A 13048-nucleotide genomic window follows, 5' to 3' on the forward strand; every position below is an offset into this window, starting at 1 on the left:
ATAAATTTGATTAATATTACACTTTAAACATCTTTTACTTGAAAATAAATAAACTTAATAGTATTATCCTTTTGGGACTTGTTGCCATTATTAGCATATTGGTGGCGCAATTGCTTTGGACCAAAGAGGCTTTTACTTTAGAACAGAAAAAACTGAGTCAGAAGGCAAATATTGCTTTACTGGAAGTAGCGAGAAAATTATATGAAGGAAAAGATCATGAATCTTCGTGCCAAAATCCTGTTCAGAAAATTTCGAATGATTATTATATTGTCAATGTCAACAATGCTTTTGAACCGGATATTTTAGAATTTTACCTAAGGGCAGAATTCAAAAAAATGAATATTACGACTGATTTTGAATACGCGATGTACAACTGTCAAAGTGACGAAATGGTGTACGGAAAATATATTTCTTTTTCTGATAAGGAAAAAGCAAAGAAGACCGTTTCGTTTCCAAAACATAAAAATTTAGTCTATTATTTTGCTGTTCGTTTTCCTAATGAAACTACTTATTTATTCAGTTCGATGCGTTTTTGGTTTGTACTTTCAATCGCACTTATTTTTATTTTATTGATCTATGTTTACTCCATTTTTACGCTTTTGCAACAAAAGAAATATTCTGAATTGCAACGGGATTTCATCAATAATATGACGCATGAATTCAAGACTCCGCTATCTTCCATTTTAATTGCTTCTAAATACTTAATTGAACAAAATCCGATTAAGGACGACAAAAAATTATATACTTATACAGATATTATTATCAATCAAAGTAATAAACTGAATCATCATATTGAGAAGATTTTAAATATTGCAAAATCTGATTATACTCCTTTGGAATTAAAAAAAGAAACGGTTTTGATTGTTCCGATTATTGAAGAAACTATCGAAAATATTCTGTTAAAATATCCTCAGGCAACTATTAAAATTGAAAGTATTTCTAATGAATATCATTTAGAAACGGATGTTTTTCATTTTGCTAATTTGGTTTATAATCTGCTGGATAATGCAGTTAAATATTGCAACGAAAAACCCGAAATCACAATTCAAATTGTATTAGAAAATTCGACTTTAAAACTAAAGTTTATTGATAACGGAATTGGAATTTCTTCTAAAAATATTTCTTTTATCTTTGATAAGTTTTACCGTGCTCAAAACGAAAAAAGTAACGAAGTAAATGGTTTTGGACTTGGTTTGTATTATGTAAAAGAAATTTGCAACTTGCATAATTGGAAAATTAAAGCCGAAAACAATTTAGAAAATGGCACCACAATAACCTTGTCAATTCCTTATAAAAAATGAAACAATTCAAAATACTTTATACCGAAGATGATGAAACTCTTGCGTTCCTGACGAAAGACAATTTGGAACAAAACAACTATGATGTTACCCATTGTTGCGACGGTAATTTGGGTTTGGAAGCTTTTAAAAAAGAGAACTTCGACATTTGTATCTTTGATATCATGATGCCCAAAAAAGATGGTTTTGAATTGGCAACGGAGATTAGAAAAACCAATACCGATATTCCGATAATTTTTCTTTCTGCCAAAACTTTAAAAGAAGATCGTATTAAAGGATTACGTCTTGGTGCGGATGATTATCTGGTAAAACCTTTTAGTATTGAAGAATTATTATTGAAAATTGAAATTTTCTTAAAGCGTTCACAGAAAAATATTCCAATAGAAAAATTTGTTTATGAAATAGGAAAGTATCAATTTGACACCAACAATTTTATTCTTTTCAACGAAAGTGAAAAAATCAGCCTTACGCAACGCGAAGCCGAATTGCTGAAATTATTCCTTGATAATAAAAACTCGGTTTTAAAAAGAGAACAAATCTTGACCTCACTTTGGGGAACTGATGATTATTTTATGGGGCGCAGTCTGGATGTTTTTATTTCTCGCTTACGTAAAATTCTGGTCAATGAAAAAGGAATTTCGATAGAAAACCTTCACGGAATAGGATTTAGATTTACGATGTAGTTATTCTGTAAATTAAATATCACAATTCTATTACTAAAAAGGAAAAATTCGTAAAATTAATTACAAAAAACTTTGTATTTTTAGTATCTAAATTCCCCCGATATGAAATTACATCATTTACGTAACGCGACTTTAGTTATTGAAACTGATCAACATGTAATTTTAGTTGATCCGATGTTAGGAAAGAGAAAAACGATTCCGCCTTTTACAATTTTTCGTTATAGCGCTCATAGAAATCCTATGGTTTCTTTACCAAAAAATAGTCGTGATATTTTAAGTAGAGTAACCCATTGCCTTATCACACATTTGCATCCCGATCATATCGATAAAGCCGGTGAAGTTTTTTTGAGACGTAAAAGCATTCCGGTAACCTGCAGTGTAAAAGACGAAAAAGCATTATCTAAGAGAGGTTTAAACATAACCCAAACTTTAGATTATTGGCAACCTCAACCTTTTCTGGACGGAAAAATTACTGGAATTCCTGCCATTCATGGTTATGGTTTTATTGCCAAACTGATGGGGAATGTAATGGGATTTTATATCGAATTGCCAAATGAAAAATCGGTTTATGTAAGTTCGGATACTATTTTTACGGAACACGTAGAAAAAGTTTTAGTTGAATTTAAACCCGATATTGCAACCGTTGCCTGCGGAACCGCACGATTAGATATTGGTCAGCCTTTATTGATGCGAATGAATGATATTTTGAAATTTACAGCACTTGCGCCCGGAAAAGTTTTCGCCAACCATTTGGAAGCTTTAAATCATTGTCCAACAACCAGAGAAGAATTGAAAATGGCTTTGGCTGAAAATGATCTTTTGTCAAAAACTGCTGTTCCTAATGATGGAACTTATGTGGAGTATTGATTATTTTTCTCAATCTTTGTCGAGTTACTTGTGGGGATTCCTCGTTCCTCGGAATGACATACTTTGTGGTAACTTTGTAAATAAAAAATATTGAATTCGCGTCTAGTTTGTCATTCCGAGGAACGAGGAATCTCCGCAAGTAACTCCGTAATACTATTCAAACAAGTAATTCAAAAAAACTAAATCAGGATTGATTGTTTTTATAAGCTGTATTTTTCTATTTCGATCCCAACCTTTAATTTCTTTTTCACGAGAGATTGCTTCTTGAATCCAGGTAAATTTTTCGTAATGCAATAAAAATTGAACATTATACTTTGAGGCAAATGTCTTATTTTTTAATAAAATATTTTCTGTGTGCTGATTTAATCTTTGTCTTAAGTTATTAGAAACACCTGTATATAAAACAGTTCTATTTTTGTTAGTTAAGATATAAATATAATACGTATGATAACCTTCTTGAAGTTGCATATTTACTGAGTTCTAATTTTATTCAAAAATAAGAAAATTCCTTAAATAAATTACAAAACCAACAATCCAAATTCTCGTAATGTCTTAACAGGTTTTGAATACCAAAACAATTCAAAATCATCTAAATGGGTTTCAAAATCTGCTTTTACTTCTTGAAAAGTATAGTTTTTAGCATTAGAAATGGTGATTTTGGTTAAAATCTCAACTAGCCATTCCCCTTCATTCTTACTGGTCTGAATGTTGAAACTTTGCTTTTTATCATGAAAAGTAAAAGTCATCATTTCCCAGGTATTTCCTTTTTTAGATTTTGAAAAATGTTCTACCGAAGGCTTTCCTCCTAACCAAACTACTTTTGCGTTTGGTTTTATGTTAAAGTCATTTCCTTCTTCGAGTGCATTAAAGATAAAATCCGGATCAATTTTGGTTTTTGGAATTTTAAAATCGAACCAATCCTGTAATTCATAATCAAAACAGATTCCGTGCATGAAATTAAAGAGTGATTTCTTTAATCCGAAACTGAATTTATCGTGGTTGATTCCTGTAGAATCTGTATAATCGATATCATTATTTGCAAAGGTTCCGATCGCTTCTGTGTTTTTTGTAACGCCAAATTTCTTCGGATATAACCCAACCGGACTGTGAGCCGTCATCGCAAATTGATGCCAAAAACCTGACTGCAGAATTCCAGCTTCAAACAATTGACGTACCATTTCGAGACTGTCAATAGTTTCCTGAATCGTTTGTGTTGGATATCCGTACATTAAATAGGCATGAACCATAATTCCGGCTTCAGTAAAATTTCTGGTGACTTTTGCAACTTGTTCGACAGTAACTCCTTTGTCGATTAGTTTCAAAAGTCGGTCAGAAGCCACTTCTAAACCACCGGAAACAGCAATACAACCGGAAGCTTTTAGCAAAAGGCATAAATCTTTGGAGAAGCTTTTCTCAAATCGGATGTTTGTCCACCATGTTACTGCTAATTTTCTACGCAAAATTTCCAGCGCCAAGGCGCGCATTAGAGCTGGCGGAGCTGCTTCGTCTACAAAATGAAAACCATTTTGACCGGTTTGCAGCATCATATCTTCCATTCGGTCACACAATAAATTGGCGGCAACAGGTTCGTAGACTTTTATATAATCTAATGAAATATCACAAAAAGTACATTTCCCCCAATAACAACCGTGCGCCATAGTAAGCTTGTTCCAACGTCCGTCACTCCACATTCTGTGCATTGGATTGACAATTTCGATAACAGAAATATATTTATCCAAAGGCAAATCTGAGTAATCCGGCGTTCCTACGTAAGCTTGTTTATAATCGTGTTTTAAAGAATTATTTTTATAAACCACTTTTCCGTTTTCTAAAAGAAAGGTTCTTTTATAGGAATCGGTATTTGGATTTTCAAGATTAAAAATTAATTCTTCAATTGGAACTTCTCCATCATCTAAAGTAATAAAATCAAAAAATTCAAAAACACGTGCGTCAGAAAGCGAACGTAATTCGGTATTTGGAAAACCTCCACCCATTGAAATTTTAATTTCCGAATGATTTTGTTTTACCCATTGTGCACAACGAAAAGCGCTATATAAATTCCCGGGAAAGGGAACAGAAATTAAAAATAAAGTTGGTTTTACTGCTTCGATCTTCTCCTTTAAAAGCGAAATCAAAATCAAATCGATATAAGTCGGTTTTTGTTGTAAAGCTTCATACAATTCATCAAAAGAATTGGCGCTTCGACCTAAACGTTCCGCATATCGGCTAAAGCCAAAATTTTCATCTACGCATTCTACAATAAAATCCGAAATATCCTCGAGATATAAAGTCGCCAAATGTTTGGCTTTGTCCTGAGTTCCCATTGTCCCGAAAGCCCAATCGAGTTCTTCTAATTGTGCAAAACGTGAAGCTTCGGGCAGAAAATCTTCCTGACAAATTTGTAATGCCAATGTTGGATTTTTTCCTTGCAAAAACTGAATTACAGCATCAATAGTTTTGATATATTCGTCTTGTAAAGCAAAAATACGTTTGGAATTATCCGAAAGATCTTGATTAGAACTTTCAAACCTGAAGCCTGAAACCTGAAACAAATCTATTAGTCCTTTCTTCGAAAACAATTCTAATATCACATCAATACCCAAATCAGCCTGAACCGATTCGATATTTTTAGTGTTTAGAAATCCTTTTATATACGCAGTTGCCGGATACGGAGTATTCAACTGGGTAAAAGGAGGCGTGATGACGAATAGTTTGGTTTTCAAAAGAAATGTTTTTTGCAAAAATAAGGCATATTTAGGGACTTTTTATCAAAAGATTTTATTGATTGCGTGGTTGTTTTTTTAGTTTTATTTTGTAGATATTTAATTACATTTGCGGCAATCCAAATTATCCAAATGAAACATACTTTACTTTTATTTTTTTTAATATTTATTACTCCATTATTCGCACAACAAACAAAACAAGAAGTAAATAGGGACAGTATATCCAAATATACTTTAAATAAAAAAATCTTAATAGAAGATAAAAATGGGCATCTCATTCAAAATTTGGAACAACAAAAACAATTTTTGAAAATTAGGGAAGAAAAAATGAAAGCAGAAATCCTGGATTTAAAAAAAGTAATTTTAAATTCAAAGGCTGGAAATTTGACTTCAAAAACAGCAGCTACTCTTCAAGGAGTAGAAATATGCACTAATGGAGGTTTTGAGCAATATGAAACTATAAACGGGAGCAGTTATCTAAAGAATTTTCTTTGCACAATAGGTGATCCTCCCGGACCAACGCAATGCCGATCAATTACCAATACTGCCGATTCATATATCAATCGCTATGATCCTAATAATATGGACATTATGGCAACTGGTGTTTCTGCCAATTTGATTGACCCATATATAGGAGACATTAAAGCATTTGATCAATATGCTCTTAAAATTAATTATGAAAACTCCTCTACTTATGGTTCTATTGTTCAGGGCAAAAGGTTTAAAACAAATAATGAAAATTATCTAAAATTTAACTACAAAGCGGTATTACAAAGTGTGTACGACAATAGTCATACCGATAATCAAGCTTTTGTAAAAGCACGGATTTTAGATAAAAATAAAACCGTTGTCAGTGAATTTTGCTTGGTAGGAGATGAAAAAAATTGCATTTTCAGCAAGGTTCCGAGTCAGGCTTCTGATTTTGTTACTTTATATACTACCAATTGGCAATCAGGATTATTGGACATTTCATCAATTCCCAATAATGAAGAATTTACGGTTGAATTTATGGCTTCAAGATGTGGATTGGGTGGGCATTTCGGGTATATGTATATTGATGATGTTTGTATCTTACATTCCACAGAAAACTTGCAAGGTTCTATAGAACTTGATCCTTTGAATAAGGTTTGTCCAACTTTACCTATTTCAGTGTGCGGCAGTTATACTATTCCTAATTCTGGAGGAATTTCTGCGTCAGTAAACAAAATCACTTTAAATGTTTACAACAGCAATAATGTGTCAATTTATAGTACATCAACTACCTCAAGCTTAGACACAACAAATAAAAAATTTTGTTTTACATTAAAAACCAGTGATTTTCCAAATATTACAAGTGCTAATTATAATGTAGGCGTACAAATAGATTATGACATTTCCGGAACTTCTTGCGCGGGAACCACATTTAATTCTGCCACAGATTCTGACGCAAATCCTGGTTGGGATATTTCTTTTTTAAATTGCTCTTCAAGTTGTACTATTAATGTAACGACTGCCAAAATATCCCAATGTGATGCAAACCATGACGGAAGTGAAAATTTTGATTTGTCTACATTAAATTCTTTAATCGTTCCTTCTATTGCGGGTTTAAATTTTAGTTATTTCAAAAATTACAACGAGGCACAATCCAACTTGAATGCTATCACCAATTTTAAAAGTTATCCAAGTTCAAGTGCTTCTATTTTTGTTAGAGTGAGCAGGGATGCAACTTGCTACAAAATAATTTCTGCCAATTTAGAGGTAAGGAATCCCACAGCAAATATTACAGGTATCCTAAATGTTTGCTCTGGAAGCACTGTATTAACTTCTTCTCCAGGGTCTTCATATTTATGGAATACTGGAGGAACTACGCAAAGCATTAAGGTAACTTCGTTAGGAAATTATTCTGTTACTGTCACAGATTCTTTTGGATGCACCAGCAATGCAAGTGTTACTATCGAACCAAGCCAAACTGCCGTTTCTCCTGCCTTGCAGGTTACGCAACCCTCTTGTTTTGCCGACACAGGAACAATAAAAGTAACTTCTGCGGCATCACAATATAGTTTTGATGATGGTGCAACTTGGCAAACAAGCGACACAAAGAATAATTTATATCCCGGAACTTATTTAGTAAAAATAAAGACCGTAAATGGATGTACGTCCTATTCTCAAAGCGTAATTATTACAGCTGCTTCTACTTTGTATCCAAATTACAGTTATACCAATCCTTTATTTTGCGGAGATAAAGGGAGTATTACCATTACAACTCCAGCTGCATACTATAGCTTTGATGATGGTGTAACTTGGGGAAGTAATCCTACTGCTAACAATCTTTCACCAGCAAATTATAAAATCCGTACCAAAGATTTACAAGGCTGTCTTTCGTCGTCAAACAATGTACTCATCAGTAGTAATACACTAGAAACGCCAACTTATACAATCGAATCACCTGCATGTACTGTAAAAGGAAGTATTACGATCAATACTCTTTCGGATTTTTACACTTTTGATGGAGGAACTACATGGGTTACAAACAACATAATGAGTAATTTAAATGCAGGAAGTTATGTTTTAGGAATTAAAAATGCTTTAGGCTGTACTTCTAATTACACTTATGCCTATTTAAATGATTTTGAAAATTCCTATCCTGAATATACAACTGAACAACCTGTTTGCGGAACAGATGGCAGTATTACTATTACTACAATAGGAGATTCGTATAGTTTTGATAATGGAGCAACGTGGACTAGTAATAATGTTAAAATTTTACCTTTCGGAACCTATCAAATAAAAATAAAAAACAATGCAGGATGTATCAGTGGTGGTAATTATGCTTCTTTATATCAGCCTTACTTGAATTCGCCAATTTTTACCCAGGAACAACCGACTTGTGGTGTAAACGGAAAAATCACTATCAACTCATTATCCGATTTTTATAGTTTTGACAATGGTGCAACCTGGACAACTCTCAATTCTAAATCGTTACCTCCTGGTTATTATAGCATAATTATAAAAAATAAGCTTGGCTGTACCTCTTATCCATCTGGTGTTTATTTAAATAATCCAAATATAGATATACCTGATTATACTGTTGTTCAACCCACTTGTACATCCTCGGGCAGCATTACAATAAATACAGTTGCCAGTTTTTATAGTTTTGATGGAGGCAATACTTGGGGAACTTCTCCTTCTTTATCAAATCTTAATTCTTATGTATATTACGGCATTGCAATAAAAAACAATTTAGGATGTGTTTCTAACTCTGTAAGTGTTTCAATTAATAACCCAAGGCTTCCTGATCCAGATTATACAGTTACCAATCCAAGTTGTGGAAATATTGGCAATATTACATTCAACAAAACTGCAGATTATTACAGTATCGATTATGGTACAACCTGGAGTACAAGTAATATTTTTAATAATTTAAGCCAGGGATCTTACTATTTAACAGTAAAAAAAGATGATTGTATATCAAATAACATTAATATTTATCTGGATAACTCGAAGTTAGCACAGCCCAAATTAACCATCGTTCAGCCAGGATGCGGAACAAAAGGCAGTATTAAAATTAATACTACTGCCAGCTCTTATAGTGTTGACGGGACAAATTGGAGTACAACTCCTCTTTTTTCGAATCTTTCAGCAGGATATTATTACCCAATGATCAAAAATGCTCAAGGATGTGTTTCTAACTCAAACTCGGTGTTCCTTGAAGAGTTTTATCTTCCTGTTCCCGCTTTTAAAACAACACAACCTACTTGTGGAGTTGGAGGAAGTATAACCTTTACTTCAACTGGAGCACAATACAGTATAGATGGAGGTAAAACCTGGAGCACTAATCCTGTATTTACTAATCTAAGTCCAAACAATTATTATTATTTATCAATAAAGAATGCTTCCGGGTGCACGTCTAACCCTTACAGTTCATCCGTTACACTACAACAATATTATTTACCTAATCCGGATTTTACATTTATACAACCAACCTGTGGTATTGACGGAAGTATTACCATTGCAACAGTTGCAAGTTCTTATAGCTTTGATAATGGCAATACTTGGACAACTAATCCAGTTCTTTCAGGACTTACTTCTGGTTATTACAACATTATGATACAAAATGCGGCAGGTTGTAAATCTTATGGTTTATCAATATCAATCAATCCTTATTATCTTCCCAATCCAAATATAAAAGTAGTACAACCCAGCTGCGGAAATGGAGGAAGCATTACCGTTACTACTCCTGCAGACAGTTATAGTTTTGATGGAGGCAGCACTTGGACTACAAATCCAATTTTATTAAATCCTGTAAGTTCGTCTTATAATGTCCTTATTAAAAATGCAACAGGTTGTAAATCAAACTCACAATATCTCTACATAAACAATTATTACCTTCCCTCACCAAATGTATCTACTATTCAACCCACATGTAGTACTCCTACTGGAACTATAATAATAAATTCTGCCGCAGACCAATATAGTTTTGATGGAGGAATAACCTGGACTACAAATCCTGTAAAGAAAAATTTAGCTGACGGCTCATACAATGTAGTAATAAAAAACACTCTGGGCTGTACCTCTTACGGTAGTTATACATATATATATACTCCTCCCACAATTCCTGCTGCACCCGCTGTAAAGATAGTTCAACCTTCTTCCTGCGGCGCCACTGATGGAAGCATCACTATAACAACATCAGCCATAAGTTATAGTTTCAATGATGGAAACAGTTGGACAACAAGTCCTACGAAAATAAATGTAGGGGCTGGTACCTATATTATTAAAATCAAAACAGATTCCTATAGTTGCGAATCATCAACAACTGTTGTTAATTTGAGTTCTGGCAGTACAATTGCAGCTCCAACTTTTACTGCTACTCAGCCAAGTTGCAACTCATCAAAAGGTTCTATTACCATTACAACAAATGCAGCAACTTATAGCTATGACAACGGATTAACGTACGTTTTTTCTAACACAAAAACAGATCTTTCTCCGGGTACTTATTTTATAAAAATTAAAAGTTTAGCGGGTTGTATTTCAGATGCTGCTCCGGTTACGATTTCACCATTATCAGCGCTTTCAGCTCCTGCCTTTACAGCAGTTCAACCCAATTGCACCGATTTTACAGGATCAATTTCAATTAATACCGTAGCCGATTTTTATAGTTTTGATAACGGAATCACGTATGGGACATCCAATAAAAAATCTAATCTGTCTGCAGGAACCTATAATTTGATGATTAAATATAATTCGGGTTGTATTTCTCTTGCGGTACCTGTCACTATACAAGCTGCACCAGTAATTCCTGAAGCTCCACAAGTTGTAGTCAATGATCCAACTGGCTGTGATTCGACTACAGGCAGCATTATGGTTTCTACGGTTGCTAATCTATATAGTTTTGACGATGGTCTTACCTGGAATACTAGCAATACTGCCAGTTTATCTCCCGGAAGTTATTTTATCCGAATAAAGTACACAAATGGCTGCGCATCTATTGCATATAAAGCAACCATCAATGTAGCGCCAAATGCTCCCGCAACTCCAACTTTAAAAGTTACTCAACCTATTACTTGCAGCAATCCATTTGGCTCGATTTTAATTACAAGTACAGCTGATCAATATAGTTTTGACAATGGTAAAAATTATTCAGCCAATCCTAATTCAGGAAATTTAATAGCCGGAACCTATAGGATTCGTGTTAAAAACAGCAGTGGATGCGAGTCTGCTCCCTTATCTACAATCATTAATCCTCCAACAGATTATCCGACCAATCCTGCATTTACAACTATCCAGCCCGATTGCAATAATCTTAAAGGTGCTATTACAATTACCGATGCTGCATCAGAATATAGTTTCGATAATGGTGTTAGCTGGACTACAATTGCAACGAAATCAAATCTTGACCCAAAAACCTATTTTATTAAGGTAAAAAATAATAAAGGCTGTATTTCAAATGCAACCACAGTTACCCTAACTCCTTTTACAAATTTTACTCAAAAGCCTGTTTTAGCCAGCCCTCAAGCATTCTGTATGCAACAAATTTCGACACTAAATTCAATTATTATCACAGGACAAAGTATAAAATGGTATAACGCAGTAACAAACGGATCTCTTTTACCCAATGCAACTTTGCTTCAAAACAATACAACATATTACGCTTCGCAAACTATAAATGGTTGTGAAAGCGAAAGAATTGCTGTGTCCATAAAAATTCAAGATACTCCTGCTCCTTCTGGCGATGCTAATCAGTCATTTTGTACAGGACAAAATCCAACTTTAGCAAACATTAAAATTACGGGAACTTCAATAAAATGGTATAACGCATTAATCAATGGTTCATTATTGGTAGAAACTACAAACCTCGAAAATGGAAAAACCTATTACGCGTCTCAAACAGAAAATAATTGTGAAGGTTCTAGACTGGGAGTTACAGTATCAATTGTAAATACACCTTCTGCTCCAAGTGCAAATGGTAGTCTTTCTTTTTGCAAAAGCGATAATCCATCGTTAGCCAGCATTCAAATGTCTGGTCAAAATCTAAAATGGTACGATACTAATTACTCTGCAGCGGCTTTGCCAAACACAGCTATTTTAGAAAACAATAGAACATATTATGCTTCACAGACAATTGGATGTGAAAGTAATAGAACGCCAGTTCTAGTTCGCGTTTATGACACTGCAATGCCAGTAGGTAAAAACAGTCAGCAGTTTTGTATTGATGAAATTGCAACAATTGAAGATCTGAATATTTCTGGAACTGCACTTAAATGGTATGATGCACCAGCAAACGGAAACATTTTATCTGAAACCACTTTGTTAGAAAGCAAAATGTATTATGCTACTCAAACAATAAATAGCTGCGAAAGCCAAAGATTTACTGTGACAGTAAAAACACAAGATACCTCTATACCGAATGCTGATTCTCCGCAACAATTCTGTATTCAGAAAAATGCAAGAATTAGGGACATTAAAATAATAGGAGAAAACATTAAGTGGTATGAAACTGCCTCATCTACTATCGGGTTATCTGAAATAACTGAACTTGCAGACGGAATCATTTATTATGCATCACAAACTATTAGTAACTGCGAAGGCGACAAAATTCCTGTTGCAATAAAAATTCTTGGAGCTACGACGACAGAATGTATCCATTTTGTTGATGAACTTCCTTATCCTAAATTCTTTACGCCAAATAATGATGGATATAATGACACCTGGACAATTGACTTTGTCTATTTAGCGCCAAATACAGGGATTAAAATATTTGATCGTTACGGAAAGTTTATCAAAGAATTATTTAATAACGGAGCCTGGGACGGAAATTATCTTGATCGGGAACAACCAGCATCGGATTACTGGTTTATGGTAACAAGATTAAATGGGACTGAATATAGAGGGCATTTTAGCTTGAAACGATAAAACAATTTAATTCAAAAATTCTAATATAGCAGATTATGATTCTCTTAATAAAGATTCAAAATCTGCTTACTAGATCGGAGAGTTT

6 protein-coding genes are annotated in these 13048 nt (G+C 33.8%); 4 read left to right on the forward strand and 2 right to left on the reverse strand.

Translation table 11 applies throughout. The features are described 5' to 3' along the window. The first annotated feature begins 38 nt into the window (after positions 1 to 38). The 3 genes from EAH81_RS07500 to EAH81_RS07510 all read left to right on the forward strand — a co-directional run bounded on the left by EAH81_RS07500 (position 39) and on the right by EAH81_RS07510 (position 2848). Positions 39 to 1301, forward strand: a complete 1263-nt coding sequence (locus EAH81_RS07500; RefSeq protein WP_140505489.1) for a sensor histidine kinase — start codon at positions 39 to 41, stop codon at positions 1299 to 1301. Continuing rightward, positions 1298 to 1981 (forward strand): response regulator transcription factor, encoded by a 684-nt coding sequence (locus EAH81_RS07505; RefSeq protein WP_140505491.1) that lies wholly within the window; start codon positions 1298 to 1300, stop codon positions 1979 to 1981. Before EAH81_RS07500 ends, EAH81_RS07505 begins: the two co-directional genes overlap by 4 nt. A gap of 102 nt (positions 1982 to 2083) precedes the next feature. Continuing rightward, positions 2084 to 2848 carry an MBL fold metallo-hydrolase gene (locus EAH81_RS07510; protein WP_140505494.1) on the forward strand — a complete coding sequence of 255 codons (765 nt, stop codon included), beginning with the start codon at positions 2084 to 2086 and terminating at the stop codon, positions 2846 to 2848. A gap of 153 nt (positions 2849 to 3001) precedes the next feature. On the opposite strand, the gene EAH81_RS07515 is transcribed toward EAH81_RS07510, so the two are convergent. Next, a complete protein-coding gene (locus tag EAH81_RS07515; RefSeq protein ID WP_140505496.1) occupies positions 3002 to 3316 on the reverse strand; it encodes a GIY-YIG nuclease family protein in 315 nt (104 codons plus the stop codon). A 50-nt stretch (positions 3317 to 3366) separates the two neighbouring features. Then, positions 3367 to 5571, reverse strand: coding sequence for a B12-binding domain-containing radical SAM protein (locus EAH81_RS07520; protein ID WP_140505499.1), 2205 nt, complete (start codon positions 5569 to 5571; stop codon positions 3367 to 3369). 327 nt (positions 5572 to 5898) lie between these two features. On the opposite strand from EAH81_RS07520, the gene EAH81_RS07525 reads away from it, so the two are divergent. Continuing rightward, positions 5899 to 12963 carry a T9SS type B sorting domain-containing protein gene (locus EAH81_RS07525; protein WP_161595794.1) on the forward strand — a complete coding sequence of 2355 codons (7065 nt, stop codon included), beginning with the start codon at positions 5899 to 5901 and terminating at the stop codon, positions 12961 to 12963. Positions 12964 to 13048: the final 85 nt, after the last annotated feature.

The sequence above is a fragment of the Flavobacterium pectinovorum genome (assembly GCF_006438875.1).
Lineage (GTDB): Bacteria > Bacteroidota > Bacteroidia > Flavobacteriales > Flavobacteriaceae > Flavobacterium > Flavobacterium pectinovorum_A.

Excerpts from the sequence above, each read along its gene's own strand:
- EAH81_RS07515 (WP_140505496.1), bottom strand. The coding sequence starts at position 3,316 with ATGCAACTTCAAGAAGGTTATCATACGTATTATATTTATATCTTAACT.
- EAH81_RS07510 (WP_140505494.1), top strand. The coding sequence starts at position 2,084 with ATGAAATTACATCATTTACGTAACGCGACTTTAGTTATTGAAACTGAT.
- EAH81_RS07525 (WP_161595794.1), top strand. The coding sequence starts at position 5,899 with ATGAAAGCAGAAATCCTGGATTTAAAAAAAGTAATTTTAAATTCAAAG.
- EAH81_RS07505 (WP_140505491.1), top strand. The coding sequence starts at position 1,298 with ATGAAACAATTCAAAATACTTTATACCGAAGATGATGAAACTCTTGCG.